The organism is Corynebacterium suranareeae (genome assembly GCF_002355155.1).
In the GTDB taxonomy this organism is placed as follows: Bacteria; Actinomycetota; Actinomycetes; order Mycobacteriales; family Mycobacteriaceae; genus Corynebacterium; species Corynebacterium suranareeae.
Map to the genome: position 1 here is coordinate 2,083,924 of NZ_AP017369.1, position 20,154 is coordinate 2,104,077.

General features: G+C 50.4%; 27 protein-coding genes and 1 pseudogene. 23 read left to right on the plus strand and 5 right to left on the minus strand.

Annotation, left to right across the window (positions count from 1 at the left end; genetic code table 11):
- The first annotated feature begins 76 nt into the window (after window positions 1–76).
- From N24_RS09710 to N24_RS09785, 17 genes are all read left to right on the plus strand, one after another.
- Window positions 77–1,507, plus strand: a complete 1,431-nt coding sequence (locus N24_RS09710) for a hypothetical protein (protein WP_096456482.1) — start codon at window positions 77–79, stop codon at window positions 1,505–1,507.
- A 50-nt stretch (window positions 1,508–1,557) separates the two neighbouring features.
- Window positions 1,558–2,151 (plus strand): hypothetical protein, encoded by a 594-nt coding sequence (locus tag N24_RS09715; protein WP_096456484.1) that lies wholly within the window; start codon window positions 1,558–1,560, stop codon window positions 2,149–2,151.
- 64 nt (window positions 2,152–2,215) lie between these two features.
- Window positions 2,216–2,614 carry a hypothetical protein gene (locus tag N24_RS09720; RefSeq protein ID WP_096456486.1) on the plus strand — a complete coding sequence of 133 codons (399 nt, stop codon included), beginning with the start codon at window positions 2,216–2,218 and terminating at the stop codon, window positions 2,612–2,614.
- Window positions 2,611–2,847 (plus strand): hypothetical protein, encoded by a 237-nt coding sequence (locus N24_RS09725; RefSeq protein ID WP_096456488.1) that lies wholly within the window; start codon window positions 2,611–2,613, stop codon window positions 2,845–2,847. The genes N24_RS09720 and N24_RS09725 overlap by 4 nt, the downstream gene beginning before the upstream one ends.
- 519 nt (window positions 2,848–3,366) lie before the next feature.
- Window positions 3,367–3,993: a single-stranded DNA-binding protein gene (locus N24_RS09730; RefSeq protein WP_096456490.1), complete on the plus strand. Its 627-nt coding sequence runs from the start codon at window positions 3,367–3,369 to the stop codon at window positions 3,991–3,993.
- Window positions 3,994–4,087: 94 nt separating this feature from the next.
- Complete coding sequence (locus N24_RS16615; RefSeq protein ID WP_231910965.1) at window positions 4,088–4,297, plus strand: hypothetical protein; 210 nt, start codon at window positions 4,088–4,090, stop codon at window positions 4,295–4,297.
- Entirely contained in the window at window positions 4,264–4,668 is a 405-nt protein-coding gene (locus N24_RS09735; protein WP_231910966.1) for a hypothetical protein, read from the plus strand. Before N24_RS16615 ends, N24_RS09735 begins: the two co-directional genes overlap by 34 nt.
- Window positions 4,669–4,692: 24 nt before the next feature.
- A complete protein-coding gene (locus N24_RS09740; protein WP_096456492.1) occupies window positions 4,693–5,157 on the plus strand; it encodes a hypothetical protein in 465 nt (154 codons plus the stop codon).
- Between the two features lie 56 nt (window positions 5,158–5,213).
- The gene (locus tag N24_RS09745) at window positions 5,214–5,732 is read left to right on the plus strand and encodes a hypothetical protein (protein WP_096456494.1); all 519 of its coding nucleotides are present in this window, start codon (window positions 5,214–5,216) and stop codon (window positions 5,730–5,732) included.
- Window positions 5,733–5,955: 223 nt separating this feature from the next.
- A complete protein-coding gene (locus tag N24_RS09750) occupies window positions 5,956–6,516 on the plus strand; it encodes a hypothetical protein (RefSeq protein ID WP_096456496.1) in 561 nt (186 codons plus the stop codon).
- A 117-nt stretch (window positions 6,517–6,633) separates the two neighbouring features.
- Window positions 6,634–6,906, plus strand: coding sequence for a hypothetical protein (locus N24_RS09755; RefSeq protein WP_096456498.1), 273 nt, complete (start codon window positions 6,634–6,636; stop codon window positions 6,904–6,906).
- A 13-nt stretch (window positions 6,907–6,919) separates the two neighbouring features.
- The gene (locus N24_RS09760) at window positions 6,920–7,384 is read left to right on the plus strand and encodes a hypothetical protein (protein ID WP_096456500.1); all 465 of its coding nucleotides are present in this window, start codon (window positions 6,920–6,922) and stop codon (window positions 7,382–7,384) included.
- Window positions 7,385–7,440: 56 nt separating this feature from the next.
- On the plus strand, window positions 7,441–8,013 hold the full coding sequence (locus N24_RS09765; protein ID WP_096456502.1) for a hypothetical protein: 573 nt from the start codon (window positions 7,441–7,443) through the stop codon (window positions 8,011–8,013).
- Between the two features lie 216 nt (window positions 8,014–8,229).
- On the plus strand, window positions 8,230–9,105 hold the full coding sequence (locus tag N24_RS09770) for a trypsin-like serine protease (protein WP_231910968.1): 876 nt from the start codon (window positions 8,230–8,232) through the stop codon (window positions 9,103–9,105).
- Window positions 9,106–9,173: 68 nt separating this feature from the next.
- Entirely contained in the window at window positions 9,174–9,887 is a 714-nt protein-coding gene (locus N24_RS09775) for a Fic family protein (protein WP_231910970.1), read from the plus strand.
- A gap of 113 nt (window positions 9,888–10,000) precedes the next feature.
- Window positions 10,001–11,008: a hypothetical protein gene (locus N24_RS16620; RefSeq protein WP_231910972.1), complete on the plus strand. Its 1,008-nt coding sequence runs from the start codon at window positions 10,001–10,003 to the stop codon at window positions 11,006–11,008.
- Between the two features lie 144 nt (window positions 11,009–11,152).
- Window positions 11,153–11,797, plus strand: a complete 645-nt coding sequence (locus N24_RS09785) for a hypothetical protein (protein ID WP_096456506.1) — start codon at window positions 11,153–11,155, stop codon at window positions 11,795–11,797.
- A gap of 44 nt (window positions 11,798–11,841) precedes the next feature.
- On the opposite strand, the gene N24_RS16270 is transcribed toward N24_RS09785, so the two are convergent.
- Window positions 11,842–12,000 carry a hypothetical protein gene (locus tag N24_RS16270; protein ID WP_157736419.1) on the minus strand — a complete coding sequence of 53 codons (159 nt, stop codon included), beginning with the start codon at window positions 11,998–12,000 and terminating at the stop codon, window positions 11,842–11,844.
- A gap of 162 nt (window positions 12,001–12,162) precedes the next feature.
- Between N24_RS16270 and N24_RS09790 the strand changes: the two genes are divergently transcribed.
- The 6 genes from N24_RS09790 to N24_RS09815 all read left to right on the plus strand — a co-directional run bounded on the left by N24_RS09790 (window position 12,163) and on the right by N24_RS09815 (window position 14,366).
- Entirely contained in the window at window positions 12,163–12,528 is a 366-nt protein-coding gene (locus N24_RS09790) for a hypothetical protein (protein ID WP_096456508.1), read from the plus strand.
- Window positions 12,529–12,599: 71 nt separating this feature from the next.
- Window positions 12,600–12,875: a hypothetical protein gene (locus N24_RS09795; RefSeq protein ID WP_096456510.1), complete on the plus strand. Its 276-nt coding sequence runs from the start codon at window positions 12,600–12,602 to the stop codon at window positions 12,873–12,875.
- Window positions 12,876–12,903: 28 nt separating this feature from the next.
- On the plus strand, window positions 12,904–13,164 hold the full coding sequence (locus N24_RS09800) for a hypothetical protein (RefSeq protein ID WP_231910974.1): 261 nt from the start codon (window positions 12,904–12,906) through the stop codon (window positions 13,162–13,164).
- A gap of 44 nt (window positions 13,165–13,208) precedes the next feature.
- On the plus strand, window positions 13,209–13,445 hold the full coding sequence (locus tag N24_RS09805) for a hypothetical protein (protein WP_096456512.1): 237 nt from the start codon (window positions 13,209–13,211) through the stop codon (window positions 13,443–13,445).
- A 40-nt stretch (window positions 13,446–13,485) separates the two neighbouring features.
- Entirely contained in the window at window positions 13,486–13,722 is a 237-nt protein-coding gene (locus N24_RS09810; RefSeq protein WP_096456514.1) for a hypothetical protein, read from the plus strand.
- 368 nt (window positions 13,723–14,090) lie between these two features.
- A complete protein-coding gene (locus N24_RS09815) occupies window positions 14,091–14,366 on the plus strand; it encodes a hypothetical protein (protein WP_096456516.1) in 276 nt (91 codons plus the stop codon).
- 63 nt (window positions 14,367–14,429) lie between these two features.
- On the opposite strand, the gene N24_RS09820 is transcribed toward N24_RS09815, so the two are convergent.
- The 4 genes and pseudogenes from N24_RS09820 to N24_RS09835 form a co-directional block, all read right to left on the minus strand.
- Window positions 14,430–15,590, minus strand: coding sequence for a tyrosine-type recombinase/integrase (locus N24_RS09820; RefSeq protein ID WP_096456518.1), 1,161 nt, complete (start codon window positions 15,588–15,590; stop codon window positions 14,430–14,432).
- 876 nt (window positions 15,591–16,466) lie between these two features.
- Window positions 16,467–17,664 (minus strand): annotated as a pseudogene (locus N24_RS09825) (IS3 family transposase).
- A 110-nt stretch (window positions 17,665–17,774) separates the two neighbouring features.
- Window positions 17,775–18,605: an IS5-like element ISCgl6 family transposase gene (locus N24_RS09830; RefSeq protein WP_096456520.1), complete on the minus strand. Its 831-nt coding sequence runs from the start codon at window positions 18,603–18,605 to the stop codon at window positions 17,775–17,777.
- Between the two features lie 265 nt (window positions 18,606–18,870).
- Window positions 18,871–19,764 carry a pentapeptide repeat-containing protein gene (locus tag N24_RS09835; RefSeq protein WP_053545074.1) on the minus strand — a complete coding sequence of 298 codons (894 nt, stop codon included), beginning with the start codon at window positions 19,762–19,764 and terminating at the stop codon, window positions 18,871–18,873.
- Between the last annotated feature and the right edge of the window lie 390 nt (window positions 19,765–20,154).

Below are 20,154 nucleotides of genomic sequence, written 5' to 3' on the forward strand. Positions count from 1 at the left end.
AAGCATTATTATTAAAGTAATTAATACTGTTTCTTTTTTTATACCTTAAAATACTAGAAAGTAATGCAAAAAACTCATGCTACATACTCCCCGCACCCACCGCGCACTCGGACTTGCTGCGCTCACTGCTAGTGCTCTCCTGCTGAGCTCGTGCTCTACTACCACTGATCTTCTTAATACTGATCCTGTGGCACAAACTGTCACTGACGCCGGTGGCTCTGCCCTTAATCCCACCGCAGCCCATGTACTCACCATTACTAACGCAACTGCAATGACGCTTGGTGAGCTACCAGAACATACTGATGCTGCCTCTGATGCTGACACCACAGAATCAACCACCATGGCCCAAAGTGCTCTTAAGCGTATTTATGGTCTCGAAATTTCTGCCGATGGCACCCTCATTGCCGTCGCAGCACCATTAACATCACGCAATAGTAGTTCTGAGCAGCCCACCCCAGCTGCACTAGCTGATCCAGAAAACAATACCGAGCTCACCACAGCTCATATTCTTGAACTTGACCCGACCACAGGAACTGCGACACCGCGTCAAGATGTTGCCCTACCCGAAGATTTTCAGACCATGGCCGGTTCGTTTAGCCAAATCCGCAATGGTTGGGGTATTACCCAGCTTATTGGGCAAGACCCAGACAACCGTAAAGAATCCATCCGTTCTGCTGATACCTGGACGGTCACCGGCTCTACCAATCTCACGGGATTCAACACCGACGCCACCGCTGACTCTGATGTCGCTGCCTACACAATGCCGGCGACCGATCCAGCAGTCGGGATCTGTGCCCTAGAGTCACACTCTGATGCCCCACTCGATGAACACCGTGACCTCAGCGCCAGCGCCTTGCGCACCGCTTCAGTGTTGTCAAGCTCTGGTTCAGCCACCCTCAAGCTGCATGACCCCATGGTCATGGCAACCACTAGCACCATCCAGGCACGTGCCTATGTCGATGGCGAAGTCATCAACCAGCACGAGATCGGTGATCTCCGCGAACAGCTGGGCATCAACATCGAAGAATCTGAAAGCAATCAAGCAGAATCTGATGCACAGGCAGCCGCTGATCACCCGCTCGCAGCCTTAGGCTTAAGCAATCCCACCAGCTCAGCGCTGGTACCAGGGCTTGCCGAGCTTGATTGTCTCAGTGCTGATCAGGCTGCGACCTGGCACAACCGAGACGCCAGCATCGGTACTGGCAAGCCGGGTGTGATTGCTGTCATTAATGCTGAGATGGCTGATGACTACGCCATGCAGCTGTTGAGCTCAGGTGCCACCACTGCCGAAACACAACTTGCCCAGCTGCCGGATGAAACCGCGTTTGTGCTCATTGACCCCTCTTCTGGTGCGGTCACTGATCTGTTCTTTATCCAAAGCCTCAACACTGATCTACCGGCACCAGCATCCCAGATTAACTCTATTGCTGTTGATCAGCGCGACCCCAACATCATCTACGCCACCTTTGCTGATGATGACCACCTCTACCAGATGCTGCTGGGTTAGTAACGCAACCCGGCAACCCAGCATCAACCTTCTTAAGAAATACCCTCATCATGACTTTTCTTCACCCTAACGCCACGTTTCACCCACCCACCCTTGATCGACTTACTGATCTAGGTCTTGATCCCGAGCAGCTCGTTGCTGAGCTACCCACCATTGTCTACGAGGTCCAACCACACAATGTCTTTGTTTTACAGTTCGCAGCAGTTGACGTGCGTGTCTACCAAGAAGGCGATGCCCTCTTTATTCGCAGCGCAGAGCTGATCAACCCTGAGTTGCGAAAACGACAGCGCAATGAACTACTCAAAAGTATTCTTGACCAATCTGCACCCCGCGTCCGTGATGACATCAGTGGTCGCACCACGATCTTTCTCAAAAACAAGAGTGTCGTCACCCAAGGTCGCGGACCTATTACAGTGATTCCGCATAACCCTGATGAAGCTAGCGCCAAAGCTGCTGCCACCAAACATAAGAGCACTCTACCTGGTACCGCCTCTAGGCACCCTTATGTCAATATGACACTCAGTGAGATGTTGAAACAGGGCTTTACACTCACACCACTAGAGTTCCCACTCTGTGCTGTTGATGATCCCAAAGACTCTGGTCGCACCATGCACGTCATTAATGTTCGTGAGCACAGTGTGTAGGTTTTAAGGCGCGGTATAACCGCACCAGCATTCAATCCATTCCTAGAAAAGGACTTAACTTATCATGACCACCTTCGCTCTCATTGCCAGCCCCAACAATGTTGATCCCACAGCCGCGTCCCCACTAGCCATTGAGATACATACCGACGAGGACAGCGGTTATCCGTTAGACCTCATTCTCACAGACCATTTGGTTCCTGCTGTGGTCTACGGAGATATGGTTATCTACACCAAAACCCTGTTGGCACAGACCCCACCGGATACTGTGCCCACTGCCGAAGTTTTTTTCGACAAACTAAAAAAGCTTATTGCTCAAGGTCGCACCCGTGACCGCGTATACAGCGACACCTACAGCCAGCTTGTTATTGCCGGCCACAATCGCACTGTGTTGACTGACAGCTCAGAGTTCTATGACGAGTTTTACCAGTTCATCGAAGCCGCACCTGGGGTGATCTTGAAATGATCTTCTCTGCCACAGCACAACCTGTACTAGAATCCACAGACATTTTCTCTGTACTCGCCCTCGGTGTTGTGGCACTGATCTGTGGTATCCCTATTTTTCTTGCTCTCGAAAAAGGCGCTGAGCTTGATGATCTTGTAGCAGCTCTGCTTATCTCCGTACTCTTGGGTTTTGTGACCTTTACCTTTGTGCTCCCCAAGCTCGTTGATCTGGGATGCACCTTGTGCCAGCTGTAAAACATAAGTCCGTAACTTTTAGTCCCAATCCTTGTTCAGTCCTGGAAAACCACCCATGTATTGACTCACCACCATTCCGTCACTGTGACGGGACAACTCACCCTAACCCCACACCTTGTGCGCTCTCTGTTGCGCGTATGGTGTGGGTTTTTTTCATAAATACTGTTGCTGGATGTGCAAAAGACCAATGACAGCGAAGCTGCATTCGGAAAAACAGGCGAAGCCTTAAAAGCTTTAAAAAATGGACAAACTCAACGACAGCGAAGCTGCGTTCGGGAGCAACCATGAGAGACAACAAGAAACTCTCAAACAATAAGAGCTAGGTCAGATACCTAGTTCTACAGGATCTAAAGAGTCAGAAGACTTCTAAAAGATCTAAAAGACTTTAAAAACCAACGACAGCATAGCTGCGTTCGGAAAAACTCTCGAAAGACTACACAGCCAACAGCTTAAAAAATAAGCACTGCGGGTCTTAACACTTAATCCTTCATTCACTCATACCATTAAGGGGTATTTACCATGTCTGCTAATCCTTCCAACAACTTCAACGTCATCGGTCGTCTCGCTGCTGATCCAAAGATCTTCTCCAACCCAGATGGCTCCCGCAACATTCAGATCACCCTGTACGCCACCAACAACTTTGCTAACCGCAATGGTGTCTATGAGGACTCCATCGTTCCGCTTACCCAGTTCTACTCCGCATCCAAGGAGGGTAACGGAATCTACACCCACCTTAAGGAGGGTGACCAGGTTGCAGTCAACGGCTACATCCACCAGGATCAGTTCATTGACAAGACCACTGGCGCTAAGCGCTACGAGTTGAACCTGTCCATCGACTCCATCCAGCCACTCGAAACCAAGTCTGCTGCTGACGCTCGCCGTGCTCGCAAGCAGGTCGTTGAGGCAAACAAGGCTCAGGCTGCTGCACAGCAGGCCCCTGCACCAGTTCAGCAGTTCGCTGCTCAGGACGCACCTCAGTACGCAGGCAACCCTTTCGCTGGTCTGGCTCAGACCCAGGGACCAGTTGCAGCCCAGGTCGCACCGCAGCCACAGTACGTTAACGACCCTTACGTACAGCCACAGGCCGGTTTTGTTGCGCCTGCACCAGTCGCCCCACAGGTTGAAATTGACCCACGCTTCATCTAAGAAGCACCCCTAAAGAAACCCCCACCACCCAGTATCTGCTGGTGGATGGGGGTTTCTTTTTTCTCGCCCACTATTAATCCAGAAGGATTCCTACATGTCTACGACCACTATCAATATCATCATTAACAATGGCGCCGCACCGGACCCAGTTGATCTCAATCGCGCAAAAATTCATGATCACCTACCCCTCACCGCCTCTGATTCAGAGCTAACCCACTCCCCCACAAATCAGCTCTCTATCACGATGATCCAGCGACAGTCTTGCGCACCATGGTTATTCCTGCAGACCTGCACGTCGCTATGAAGCGTCTAGCTAAAAAGCACAACCTCACGGCCACGGAGATCTCGCGCATCCTTCTACAGCGCTATATCGACCGCAATATTAACCGCATAGAGCAAAACCAGGCCGAATCCGACATGGCTGAAGTCTTTGCCAGCCAACCAACCAATGCAACCGCAATGATCCCTGTACCTGGAACCAGCTTCAAGCAAATATTTATCAAGCACAGCACTGGTTTCTGGAAAAACATTGATCATGATCTTGTCGATCTCGACGCCTCAGAGACCCCGCGTGTACGCGACCACAGCGTTTTACCACAACCTCGACTCCACAGAGCGTTGTTATCAGATGCTGATATGGCTCGCCTTGCAGCACAACTGACCGACAAACACTAAAGCCTCCACAACAAGGACATCATCATGACTACTCGTACCGTATCTACTTCTGCACCCCATGTCACTGTCAACATCAATACCTCACACGGAAGAAAACGTACTGTTGCTAATGGTGCCAGAAGCACTAATGCAAAGCGTGGCAAGCGCTGCATCTCGTTCCGTGTGGAGCCAGAGTTATTCGATGAATTCAAAGCAACCTGCATGGACAACGACATTCCCATGACCAAGGCATTTGAAAACGAACTTCGCATCTGGATTGATGAGCACAATACTGGTGCAGCAAAGAAAAGAAATACCCACCGCACCTACGTACAAGCACCCGTTGGCACTGTCGCCGCAAGTTCCATCCCTGGTCTCGGACTTTTCACCGTGTTCAAGAAGGGCTCTGATCAGATGTGGTACGACCTGGAAAGCAGCCCGCTGATCGCACAAGAGCCCATGTCAAATATGGACATGCATCGTAACAGCTCTTTTGAGCTGCACCTGTAGATCTCTTTCCCGACCACACACAGCTCTCACCACCTCCTAGAAAGGACGGTTTCACCATGTCTAACAAACGCGACCACCTCACCGTCATCCCCGGCCTTGAGTCACGCACCCATCGCACTCGCAGTACACAACCGCCAACTACGCTGCCAGCACCACAGCTGACTATCATTACTGCACCAGACAAGCATCAACCACAGCTTCGGGTCGTTAAGACTAACGCAGCTGACACTCGACCATCTTCTGTGCAGCCCTCACCGATCAACTACAGCTTTACTGATCCTGTACTTCGCGATGCTCACTATGCATTCCAGCACAGCGAACGTGCCAGACCAACAATCCTGGACTCACACTGGGTTCGTCGCGCACAAGAAGAATTCGACACTGAGCATAATGCCGCCTATGTCCGTGCCGCAGACCAGCTTTTATCCCCTTTTGATGCCTACATGCTCGACAACGGCGATGTTTACACCAAGACCACACGTGCCATCAGTGCTGCTGAACAAGAAGAAATACTTGAACACTTGCACGAGCACCACATCTGTTGGGACGAAGAGGCTGAGTTCCTACTGCGCTAAAGGTTGCTACTGGTTTCAGGTGTGTGGGTAGGCACACCCCACCCAGGTGAGCGGGGCTGAGGGTGTGCATAACACAGCGAAGCTGTGTTCGGCTGAATGCTCGAACACAGCTTTTTTGTGTACCCCAACTGCTATACACAGCCCTTATCCATAAGGCCGGCTAAAATCTATCAACAGAAAACCTGGCGCTTAATCGCCCACTCTTGTGCAAGAAAGTACACCTATGCCCAACGATTTTTACGATGTCGAACACATCATTTCCGAAAAACCTTTTTGCTCCATTTTTTTCCAGCTCCCCGCTGCAGCACTGAAACCTACTATCAGTAAAGCAGCTACCAATCGCGATCTCGATCACTTGAGCACCGAACAGATCGCTGAGAACCTACAGCGCTACCTCGACACCTACAGTGTCATGTCTCACCAGCGTGTCACCATTGAAGAAGTCACTCATGTGCGCAATCCTCATGAGCCTGATTATGAATTTTCACCACAGTATGGTTCGCATATTTCGCTGATCGGTGAGTCTTATGCTGTTGACACAGCTACTAACGAGCCTTATGCCACCGACTTTGAGGGTCATCCTCTCGCGCTATATTTTGAAATGAGTTTGGCACCCGAGCTACACGGCGTGATCCATAAGTTCTTCCCTGGTTTTGACCTCGGTGGCGAGTATCTGCCGGAGGATTCTCGCGACATTCACACCGAGCTCAATGACTTGCTTGATTCTGATGATCTTGTCGGCAAAGACATTACTATCCAAATTGATCGCTTCAACAAAGACTAGGCTGCTCTAGCTGCATCAACTTGACCCACCCCAGCACCCCATGAGGCACCTGCTTCATGGGGTGTTTTGCTATGCCACAACACTTCCCTAAAAAACCTCAGAAAGGCTCTCCCCATTATGTCTGCCCCACTGACCATCCATGATCTGCTGTCCACCAATTCCCAGCGCAACCTCAAGTGGTTGACCTGCACTGTCTTAAACAGCCCAGATCTCGCCGAACCCTGCATCACTGTGTCTGTCAACCACACTGAGGGTATGTCCCTGGTCTCTTTCGAGGGTGGTCACGGGCTTGCTGAAATTGCGAATACCCAGCTGGTACCAGAGCTTGATCTACCAAGGTTTAACCCTTTTAATGCCCTTGCTATCTACCTTGAAGCCACCAACAACTAAGAAAGTATCACCCATGACGGATAACTCCACCTCAGATAAGTCCACCGACCACCCAAAAGCCAACCTGGATTACAGCTTCGATCCGCTCCCCGACGAGCCCTATGCCTATGGTTTTGAGTTGGTTGAATCAGATTCGGCAGACACCGATACCCCAGAAACTGTCGCTGTGGCACTTAGAACCCGTGAGGATGCCTTCAACTGGGTCAACACCCAACGCGCCGATAACAAGCCTGATGAAATCCGCATCAACAACCCAATTCGCCCCGAGCGCATTGCTGAGTTTGTCCACGAATTGATCATGAATTACGGCATCACAGCCTGCATGGAGGATCTGGCTACGCTTATTAAGCGCGACAAGCTCACCCAGCTGGAAGCAGAAAACGCTATCACTGCCTGGCACAACCTCACCAAAGAATCCCTTGATCAGATCATCGGGGTGTTCTATCACTATGTAGAAAAGGGCTCTACTAGTGACTAAATTCGCACCCTCCATACAACATGCTGCTCAAAACACTAGAAAGAAGAAACACCATCATGTCTGACAACACTCAGAACAACCCCTTTTCCGTGCGCTACGCACATCCCGATCATCAGCTTGCCCTGAGTGAACTCATTGATACTGCCGATCTACCCGCCCCAACCGGCTATGTGAAAAACCCATGGGGTAGAGATAGCGCACCTATCGCCGAGTGGCGACGCGAGCGCATTACCCAGTGGCAGCGCACCGAGATCATTGTCAATCAACGCGATGATGACGATCTCATTCACGTTAGCCTCCCGAAGCTCGGCCAAAACATTCAGCTCAACACCGACGATATTCTTGCCCTCGTCGCAGCGTGCGTCACACCCACAGCCAATGATATTGAGGCAACTATCGAAGAGAACCTGCACTCATATCCCCCCAATACGGTCATCATGTTTAACGCAGATGATCTAGATGATGCCCTCGGACTCGTTGTTGCAGTCAAAGACGCAAGCTGGGAACACTCACCGCGCGCTGTCTGGCGCACTAACACCGATCATGGGGCTCTTGACGAGACTGAACTCGCGCGGCTCATTCTCAAATTCGGTGGCAGCTTCGATGACTACGGCGTGCTGCAACATTAAACAGACTCACTAAGCACCGCTTTCTCTACCGCCTCCACTCCACCAGCTCTCTCCTCTATCCCCTCTCTCTCTCTTCGTCCTCAACCCCAGTTCATACAGATGTTCTCTGTGTGAGCTGGGGTTTTCTGCATCTCCCACTTGTTTTTTCTCCACCACTCCACACACACCTTCAAAGAAGAAAGTTCGAAAGATTCTATGAAAAGCCGTAAAAAAATCATGTCTACCCTCACCACTGTCTGCGCCGTACTCGGTATAGTTGCAGCTTATCCATTCCACGCCTCTGCTGTCATCGGCGGCTCTGTCCCATCAACTGATTCCGTTGCCAACGCTGTCGCAAAAATCGGACCAGGCGCATTGAACTGCAGCGGTGTCATGATCTCACCATCATGGGTACTCACAGCACGCCACTGTGTCGATGACATCAACATTCTTGGCGACATCGACACCATCACGCCTATTACTCCAGGTATTCATCGCAATGAAGGTAACTATATGGGTGAGGTTTACCGCGCACCGTCCGGTGATCTAGCGCTCATTAATATCAACGGCGTGCACAAGGGCACCATTGCGCAGCTCCCCACACAAGAATATCCACTGGGAACCGCTGCACAGTCAGTCGGTTTTGGTGGCGGTGGTGTCAATATCCGCACTGCTGAATCTGTCAACATGATTCTCACCGACATCTACAGTGAAAGGTCAGGAAAATTCCATCACGGTGTCGGTCGATCGCACTATCTGCTCTTTGATTATGACAGCGCGGAAACTGGTCGAATCCACAAGGGTGATTCTGGTGGCCCCATCTTCATCGGTGACGAGGTTGTGGGCATTATGTCTCACGGTACAATAAATAAGAACGATAGATCTTTTGATGACGAATCCGGCGCTGATGTATTTGCCTCCCTTGAGTGGATTCTTGACACCACCGGCATCACGGTCACAGACACTGCCGAAGATAGTGACGATGCTGACCAGGAGGAAGGATCTGCATCAAATACTTCACTTGTGCTTACTGATAACGGACCGTCACACATTGGTAGCAACACTTCTTCTGCACTCATCGGATTGTCCTCAGAAGCACTGTTTTCTTCTTAATACGGAGTGCACCGTGATAACTAACTGTTGAATTGAAAGTTAACGCCCGCCACCTAGAATGAATGGGCATGAATAGTTTCAGAACGTCAATCATCACTGCCGCAGACCTAAGCGAAGTCATCTATACATCTGGACGTGTCTTTGACAATCTCCGAAGCTCCCGTCTAGATACCGCAGAATTCCTCCGAACAGGAGACACCTCCGGCATTAACAGTCGTGCAGATCTTGCACTATTAGAGGACTTACGCGACGCGGCTACGTTCATTATCAATGATCCGCGTTCAGTATTAAGTGCCAAGTATCTGTGTGCTATTAATGCCACCATCATTCGCAGTGGCGCCCTTAATCCAGGACAACTACGAGCTGAACATCAAAATATCGGAGTCAGTACTGTCTATGGGCGCCACGAACCACCTGCACTAACAACGACAAGCCTTGATCGGCTGCTCAGTAAACCATACCCGTCAAGTACGCCATTAGAAGAGCGAGCAATCTCTACATTTGTCAACATTGCTCGTGCTCAACCCTTTGAGGACGGCAACAAACGAACCGCACTGTTCGCAGCAAACTCCATGCTGATAGCGTACGCGTCAGATTATGTGCTTACCGCACCTGTCTCTGACAATGACCCCACCATCACCAAGAATTTCACGGATAATCTTGCTCGCGCTTATATCTTCAACGACGACACACCTGTTATCGCTGACATGCAACAATTCGGGCTTATCGACCGTGAACACGGGAAACATCCGCGTCAAACATCAAAAGGATATGAGTTTTAAGCCCTAAATCTCGCAACATACACAGCTCTACAACCCTCGCACCACATCTGGTGTGGGGGTTGTGCATTTTTTAAACCCACCTCCATCCGCACCACAATAAAGGATTCATCATTATGAGCCACAGCGCTCTCCTCATAGCTAAAGATGCCACCATCGGTCTCCGTCTCAATATGAACGGCAACCGCAACTCTGTCAAAGCTTTTCTCAAATACGCCGAATATGCACAACTACCATCCATCAACGCCGATGATAAGTGGATTTCACCATTCATCACGATGCTGCAGAATTTCTTCCGTGACAACAACGATGCCATCCGTCTGGAAACTGTCGATCCACAGCATTTAGGCGACAAGACCGACTACGACAATGGCATTTACGTGCTCGAAGATTACGAGATCGTTGATCGAATTAATTCCCCTGCCGACACGTCGCCAGAACACCGAATTCACGACAGGTTACTCAGCATCGACAGTACGCAACCACTCGTTAATCAACTCGGTGATTTTCTTTTCGGCATGGACACACCTATTACGAGCATCAAGATCGGCGATCAGGTATTCCTACCGCGACTTTTCCCATCTTATGAGTACCCTGGCCGCTATCGCATCCACACTGTGCTGGGATTCGCCGACAACGATCCGTTTAACCCATTAACCAGCAATAAGCGATTTAAGGGTAGACCTTATGTCGATATGTTTAACAACCAGGACAATGCTGTTAATCCACAGTCCTACATCACCACCGACACTGTGCGCGTGCTCAGCTACCCCATCTACGTCATTTCTTTTGCACCAGCTAATGATCTCCACGGGGCAGGTGGTTTCGACTGGCTACCCGCGACCACCATGAACGACGGGACCGAAGCCCTCGATACGTTTTACCGTCACGTGAAAGATTCGCGCGACGAGGGTGGATCGCATATTGTGCGCCTGCTTCGCATTACTGACCCCAACATCACAGCCGACATGCAGCCTAAAGATGTTACTGACTATATCGACGCAGACATCGACCGCTGGGAATCCAAGGAACATGCGCTCAAGCAGTTTGTCCCACCTAACGCGGATGCTGATCGCGTACCTACCGGTGGTGCCGACGAGCACATTACCCACCCCTACCGCTAATAACTGTGCAGCGTAGCTGCACACGGATTCACCTGCGCTGTGGATGCACCCCAACACCACAACACCGCCCCTAGTGCCATAAATGCTAGGGGTGTTTTTTTCATACCCACAACACCGTTCTTCTCTAGAAAGAGACTCGATACTATGCCTCATAACCCCATCGAACTTCACACTAATGATGTACTCGATGCTCTCGACATTGACGCCATCTGCGACGATGTGTTTCTCTACACCGACTTCGAGCACACCCCAGGTCAGCTTGATCGCTTCGAGCAACTCGCCTTCACAAAAATCTACGACATGCTGGAAACAGCTGCTGAAAAATTCCCAGATGTAGCAATTAATGACACTTTAAGCACTGGCAACCACGCTGCTGAACAGTACTTTCTTGCCAATCCCGGCAACATCATCGTGCTGACCAGCTTCGCGCTCAATCAGACCGATCTCCGCGACCTCATTATCTCACCGTGCATTAAGTACACAGCACATGCACGAGCACTCATGCGTGCGGTGACACGAACATTGTGCACTGCAAACAACCCTGTAGAACGCGCGACTATCTTCCCTGTGTCTGTCGCTAATGCCTTAAGCATCGAAGCGCTGTGTTCCGAATATCATGCGTTCCGCACCAAGCAGGTGCTCAACACTGCTGCACTCATCAATCCTGATAACACTCTTATACCCATGTTGTTGAGCAAAGCGTATGAGGCATACGCCTGGTACAAGGGTGTCGAATCCGCACAACGAGGTAGCAACCTAGCTCGTGAGTACTACGCAGGACTTATCTGAAAATTCACTACTCAACTCTGGCCCCAACTAACCCGTTCACACACCTAGCCCAGAAAGGCTCGAACACCCATGATCGTTGAGGTAGCTCCGAGACCGAAGAGATCAGCCTCATTGATGATGATTTCCCTGATCTCGATGAGGACGATAACACCGTGCTCATCGCCGAAGACATCCGTGATATGGATGACTATGGCGAAGATCATCCTGATCTTTAAAGCTCACTGTTAAGCCCGCAGCGAGCTTATCGCTACACCCACCTTTTTAACCGCCTGTGCAACTAACCCTGTTGTGCAGGCGGTTTTCTCTATCTACACCAACAACTCCACAACACTATCCGGTCCAAATCTAGAAAAGAGACAACCTCCATGACCTCCCCCACCACGTTAAAGCCCTGGTCTATTCGCGGACCCATCGACGGTGAATACACCATGCTTGAGGCATATCCGTTTCAGTATGTAGCAAATACTCGCCCGGCCATCATGCTCTACGCACTCGATGAAAACGGTGTACCGGAACAATATGCCGACCTCACCATCAACCTTGCCGATGTAGAGCTCAAGCAACTTAACCACGTCATCATTAACCCAGATCTGCACGCTGATGTTACCGAACTGTGCATTAGCGCCGGCCTGCTGCGACCTGGTGTTCTAGGCCAGCACCAGGTCGGTAGTACCACCGCCAAGGTCTACCGGCTCACTGAGCGTGCTGCTGGCTGGCTACAGCTGTTTTAGCAGCTACCTGTGCCTACCTGTGCCTAATCCCCTTCCACCCACACTCACCCCAAAACAAGAAAGTAGTCATCATGCCTCAGTACACCATCACGATCACCGACGAGCAGAAAGCTGTTCTAAAAAGCCTCACCAACCCTCATATTGCTGCTGCTGAACACGGCGCTATCACCGCAATCGAGATTCATGACGACCATGATGTTGTTGTCTATCACGTTCAACCAGACGGCACACTAACTTACGAGCGCCTTGTTGAAGGCTTCCATTACGGCTGGACACGTTTTGACAGCGAAGGTTTTGAGATCGACGCCGACAACAACCGCGTTGTAGACGGGCTCCGCGACGAATAGTTAACAACATCAACACAGAAAGGTCGCTATGTGTACAGCACATAAATCCACCATCAGCATCCCCACCGACCAGCTCAGCCCCGCGATGCGGCGGATATTTCACGCAACAAGCTTCTTGGGTTCGCTTATCAAACCGCTGTTTATCATCACAGCAGCACTGCTGCTGGTCGTAGCACTCACCCCTGAGCGCGTCCATGAAATGCTGGTGCTCAACATTCTTGCCTTTTCTGCCGGCTACGCGATACTACGCAGTATTCGCGGTCTACGCCGACTTATGCGGCGCGACTAGCTCGCCAGCCAACCACACAAACCCAACAAGAAAGAAACACCACTATGGCGACATACCAAGTCAGTTTCATTGCTCTCGCAGAATCAATAATTGAAGTCGAAGCAGACAGCCCTGAGGAAGCACTCGACCGAGCCAACGAAGAATTTGACTACCCTGACGTTAATATCGGAAACAACTTTGAGCTCCACGACTGGGAGGCACGCGCGGACGTTGACTGGCTAGACACTCACTCCACCGCGCAGCAACGCCTCAAAGAGCACGTCGTCAAAGTCGAAGACTGAACTCGAACACCACATATCGCCTTAAGAAAGGACACTAATAGTGGCGACCCACCGCGTCCATTTTGTCGCAACTGCATCCACCTACATTGACGTTGAGGCAGATTCCCCCGAAGATGCTGTAGAAAAAGCATATGAACTCTCCGGCGATCTACCCGGCCTCATCGCCGACAACGAATTCGATCTGGGTGAATGGGAGCCTCAGGCTAACGTCCGGTGGCCCGATAACTCTGTCTCTCGCGAGCAACGCCTCAAAGAAGGTGTTGATCTGCTCGATTAAACAAACTACAAACACACCCCCTCGTGCTTCTGCTGTTTTCACAGCTGCGCGAGGGGGTTATTTTTTTTGGGTGACCGCACGGCTGGCGGTGGCGTCAGGTGAAAAAAGATGAGGGCACACAACGCCTGCGCGTGCATAAGGTGGCTATCCCTTGCTGCTGTGTGGGACAGCAGCCGGGAGTGGGTGTGAAGATCAAGGGTTCAAGGTTATCTGTTCTGGCTAAGGTTTACCGTTTAGCACTAACGTGCTAACACTACTGAAGGTACATGCACGTGCGTGTCATATACCTTTGCTACCTTAAGCACAGACAACAACCACAAGCTCTTGTTTATCTATTAAAAACACTCAACCACAAAGGAAAAACCATCATGTTCGTTGCATTTATGATCCCCATCGTTATGGCGCTCGGTGCCATGGCTATTATTACTCTCTTCGGCCAAAACCCATCCCAGCGCCGCAAGCGTGCTCAGCAGCAAGCTAAAGATCGCTATGAGGGGGCTATTCGATCTGGTCAGTTCATTGACCACTGCAGCTGCCCGCGCTGCCGACGCAACTGCCGTCGCCGGCACAAGAAGCTCAAAGGCTTCAGCGGATACCCCGATGAAATTCTCAAAAAGTATCCGGTGAAATACCTTTCCCGTTAACAACACCCAACAACAGCGTTAGAAAAAAATGCCTGTGGTTGGGTGTTTTTTTTTGGAATTTAATCAAGCACTTTTACGTGCCACACGCTTTGCCAATTCCCCATCGCGCTCACCTGAGTGCTGATAACGCAGTGCTGCACTCGGCGTTGAGTGCCCAAGCCGTGCCATCACCTCCTTGAGGGTTGCGCCAACCTGTGCATATTTCGTACCGGAGTAGTGACGCATCGAGTGGACGGTCGCTGTACTGTGAATGCTTTTTCGCGCTCGATCCCAGTTGTGCTTAAAGGTGTGATACGGCATCGGATCTTCCGGGTCCCCAATAGCACTCCACAACCGCTGACCCACGTCAACGCTGTCCACATATGCTGCAATAGTCACTGCATCCTCACCGTAGATATACAAGCTACGCACGCCTGCGGCACTCTTAGGTGGACCTTCTACTCGACCGTGATACTTAGTATGAGTAATACTCCGGGAGATTCTTATTCGAACACAATCTACTTCTCCCTCGCGATTAAAGTAGACATCCACATCAGTGGTGCGCAACGCTACAATTTCGCCATATCGCAGCCCACCAGCAATGGCAACTACAGCGATCACAAAGTACTTCACCGGTAATGCGGCAATAATCGCATCAAGCTCTGCACTCGTCGGCACATCAACATCTTTGCCTGTGCTGGCACTACCCCCGCCACGTACTTTGCACGGATTCGTCGGGATGATGCCATCTTCTACAGCAGTATTCATCACAGACTTCATCAACGTATAGTTTCGTGCCATCGCGGTGAGTTTGCCGTCCTGGATCGTATCGCTATACCACTCACGAACATCAGCGACAGTAATTTCAAAGAGCCCATAATCAGCCCAATAACTTAGTCGATCTGATGTTATATAACGTAAGTATTCATCCTTCACCCCTTGAGTAAGCTTCTTACCTCGGGCATTTGTCCGGGTTTCTATCCACCTCGATGCATAACTGAAGAAGGACTCCATCATGCGTTCTTCAGCCTCAAGCTGTGCCCGCTTAAACTTTTCCCGCATCTCAAAATCCATCCACGTGCCATTGATAATGGCCGTGCGCTCAGAGGCCAAGAACTCATCAGCCTCACCCTTGGTACCGAAAGTATGCGGAGCCGAATATCGCCTACCCTCGTGCATGAAGCGTGCTCTGTACCGACCAGAGCGCAACTTCTCGATCTCTCCCCAATTCCTCGATCGTGACATATATCACAAACCCTCTTCCAATTTCCCGCATAGTTTTCAGGTTAAGAAATGTCATTCAGTGAAGGTGTCAGAGTAGTCACTTAGTGTCACTACCAGTCACTTTAGACATTTCACCCTGCTGGCAGAGGGTGATTTTAGCACCTTTGTTCACACTTGTCACTGCCGTTTATGCGTATAAAAGACAAACAGAAGCCATCGCTCACCCTCTCGCCCGCGTGGGGTGAGCGTGGGGTGAGTGGATTCATTTCTGGTCATTATTGGGCGCTTTCTGCTAAAATGAAGCCATCGCCACCTCGCGTTTTGTGAGGTCACCAGGTCGCTACAGCTGGTTCGAACCCAGCTAGGACCACTTGTTTAGCACCTGCTTGCAGGGGTTTTATTCATTTATAGGGTCAAAAAACATGCGTTTGTGGGGTGAAAGGATTCATTACAGGTACTTTTAAGCACCTCCTGGTCACTCCCGCTAGTTTTATTCACGATCCGCGTCCAGCTGCGACAAACCGCACTATAGGGGCACCTTTGATGCGTCTCCGCTGTGCATAATTTTTTGCAAGATGCCCCTCCTGGCCCTTTTCTGTCATGCATAATATGCAGAGGTTTTTTCCCACCCCACAAACCCAGCTATGAGGTTTACCCCTGGAAATGTGTACCTACAAAGGGGCAATGCCGCGGGCTAAAACAACATTTGTGCACACATATATCTGTGATTAATAGCGCCCGCTCACCCCTGCCCCACAGGTTCCCCGGCTCACTTTTTTGACCCTCACCCCAAGGCAAACCCTGAGTCAAAAAACAGTTCCCACAGATCCACTACGCGCCCCAAAACAGCACTCTCACACGGGCCCGACCCCTTGAAAGTAGACACAGGGGATTTAATCAGGAAGCAGACTTCAGAATAGCAGAACCCTGGACCTCAAACACCGCAGGCGCCACATAGCCACACCAAGAATGTCTGCGCACCGTGTTGTACTAGGTCACACCACCGAAATACCTCCCGACGGCACACCAACTGATTAGCAAACGTCTTGGAATCCTGCAGCACTTCCCGCTTGAGCGCGGCATTAAACGACTCCGCTAGCGAATTATCCGCACTGGTACCAACAGCACCCATCGACTGACGAACACCCAACTTTTTACAAGTGTCCTGAAACGCCTGCGAGGTGTACACACTGCCGTGATCCGAATGAAAAACAGCACCCTGTAGACTGCCTCGCTGACTCTTCGCCATCATCAACGCCTCCTGCACCAATGACGTGCGCATATGATCCGCAAAGGCAAAACCCACCAACCGTGCTAAGAATAGCAATCAATGACCGTCGTCAAATACATATTCGACCCATCAGCAATCGGCAGATAAGTAATATCCCCGACGTAAACTTCATTGGCAGCCAAAGCGTTGAATTGACGCTTCACCAAGTCCGGGAACACCGGCTTGACAGCTGCTGGGATTGTGGTGATGACCTTGCGTTTCTTCGTAAAACCAACAAGCTTCATCGAAGACATCACTCGAGCGACTCGCTTGTGGTTAACCGGAGTTGTTGTACCTGGCCCGTCATTAAGCTCGGCCGTAATACGTTTCGCACCATAACAGCCGCGTTCTTTAGTGAAGATGGACTTGATCTTCGCTCCCAGGACTGCGTCGCTGAGCAGGAGTTTCTTCCTCGTCAGAGCAGTCTTTTTCCATTTGTAATACGAGGAACGGTTAATTTTCAACACTTCGCATAACCGCTTAACTTCAGTAGGTTTTTCGCACGTCGTCAACAAACCAGAAGCGGGTCATAAGTCTTGCCTCTTGCCGGGAAAATATTTAGCAGCCTTGCGCAAAATGTCGCGTTCTTCACGCAGTAGTGCGTTTTCCTTCTTTAGCTGTCTGATTTGTTCAGCTTCCGACATTGCTGTTGCTTCTTTGGTGTTGGTTGAGGCATGCGCACCGTATTTATTGATCGAAGTATTTCAGGGTTACTCGGTTGATGCCGAGATCGTTGGCGATCTGTTGGAGTGAGGCCCCATCGGAGTTCTCGTACAAAGCAACGGCGTCGCGTTTGAACTCCTCGGAGTAGGTCTTGGTTGGCATGATAGGTAGGTTACCTTTCTGTCCCAGAATGTTGGGATGTTAGGTGTCTACCAAACAGGGGTCAGGTCCTATTTGTCATAAACTTTCTCCTTAGAGATTGCGCGGATAGATTAAGGTCTGTGGCCCGGTCGGGTGTCCCAGCGGTAACTAGTCCAGGCCTGTTTGATAAGCCGACGCAGAATAATCACCGCGTTGGCTAAAGCGATAAACGCTTCCACAACCCGGGTACAACGTTCGGTGCAGATACTAAGTTTCTTAAAACCCCGGTTATGCCAAGAGTTAGTACGCTCCACCACCCACCGAGTCCCAGCCTGCAGCGGCTCATCTTTAATGCTGATCACCCAGCTATAACCAAATTCGCTGAGTAGCCTGCGGGTTTTCTTCGAGTCATACCCAGCATCGAGATGCACCGTGATCTGATCGGGAAGAGAGCCCCCAAACCGGCCGAGCGTGTCCAAGGTTGCAGCTAACAACGGTAAATCATGCCGATTGGCTCCGGCGACCACGCACCCGATCGGGATTCCATGTCCATCGACCATTAACGAGCGTTTGGTGCCTTTTTCCCGGTCAACCGGGAATCTGCCGGCTACCTCTCCGCCGCAGGGAGCTTTAACAATGCAGCCATCAACATTTAAGTTTTCTAGGTCTAACCCGATGAAACGGTCGTAGGACTCCAGACAGATCTGTTCTAAATTCTTGAAAATCCCGGCAGTGATCCACTCGTCTCGGCGGGTGCGTATCGTGGTGGCTGAGCAGGTGGAATCGGAAATCTTGATATAGGAGACACCGAGGACAAGCACTGCGATGAGTTTGTCGACGATGATCCGGTCAGCAATGCGTGCACGGTGGCACCCTAGTGGGTGGGTGATGATAACCGGTGGGATTAAGGCGGAGAACTGGCGCCAGAGGGGGTCGATGATAGATGATGGAAGGGCAGGCACGAGTACTCCTGGGGTGTTTACGTTTTCTTGGTCGAATTCGTATTTACCAGGCCTCGTGCTTGTTCTATTTCATGACCCCTATGTTTTCCCTTTTATCCACCTATCCGCGCAATCTCTTAAATTTAATCACCTATTAATTAGAGAAAATTCTAGCAATCAAATTCGCATTTCTATACAGGTGCGAACACGACAAAGCCCTCCCCGGAACTTAGTCCGAGAAGGGCTTTGTCGTGTTCTCAAATGCTGTCAAAACTGAATGATTATGCTACGAACAATAGCGATCGGCAACAAACTGCACCTCACCCCACTTCGTCGAAATAGTCTCATAATCACTGTAACGTTTTCGCTCTAAAAGCGACCCATCTGGAAACACAGTCTCATGATCTACAACCGCCTCGGAGAGATTAATAGCATCATCGGACCCCTCCAAATTCGCCCCTTTTAGATTACATCCCCGGAAGATGGCGTCCGAAGCGTTCTTAAACACACACCGACTCCCTTGTAAATCAGCATTCCCAAAGAAGGCATTAGTGATGTCCGCAGAAATATCAGCAAAATTTATCACCGCTTCACGAAACCGACTATGCGACAAATCACCCGAAATTACAGTATCGCCCAACTGAGCGCCAATAAAGCTGCAGTAGGAAAGATCGCAATTCGTTAATCGTGCATATTGCCATGAACACTCACCGAAATTTGCACCAGAAAAACAACAATCCGACACATTCACCGAATCTGTTTTTAAGGCATATAGCCGAAGACTGACCTCAACTTCAAACGACGGGGTCTTGTCCAAAGGAGCATGGAAAACATGTGTTGATGGTACCGCCTGTGCCTCAAACCTTTCGGGGGATTCATCAGACGCGCGCCCTAACCTCCGCCCCAGTTGCTCAAATATTTGCCGTCCTACAGTAATCTCAGACCAACCGTATTTCCGTGGAAAATCTGATTCGACAAACATATGCGTAACAACAATGTCACACAGTGACTGAACGATACTCGCTCCATAAGTTGTACCCGTTGCTGCAGCGCGATCCATGGATCTAAACGCATGTTGAACTGTGGCAGAGCGGATCGCGCTGTTATCGCTACTTAAACCCGCAATCAAGGGAGCAAAAATATCGCCTTCAAGAAGGAAAGCTTCATCAGTCTTGTTCATCCCAGTCCATGCCTTTCTTCTGGTTCATGTGGGGAAGTGCTTTCCTCATACCTGCTTTCTAAAAGCCCTCAAGCTTCAAGCCTTAAGCCCTAAAAAAGAACTATTCTCAGGAGCTTTCCGTGTACTAACTCGCGTTGTTCATACCGCAGGAGCTTTCACAACAATACCGTGCCCAAAAACGCTAAAGTGTGTGACCAAAATTTTTGGAGTTCCTGCACTAAACGCTCATGTGCATGCAGTGAGACGTGATCGCCAATGAAATCTGGGCTGCGCTCAGCGCGTTGTTTCCTGCTATATAAACCTCAGATAGCCCACCGGCAGAACAGACCTAGGTTTACTAACGATGTCAGCAGTTCTTGCAGAAAACTTCCGGGGTCGCAACATCGTCGC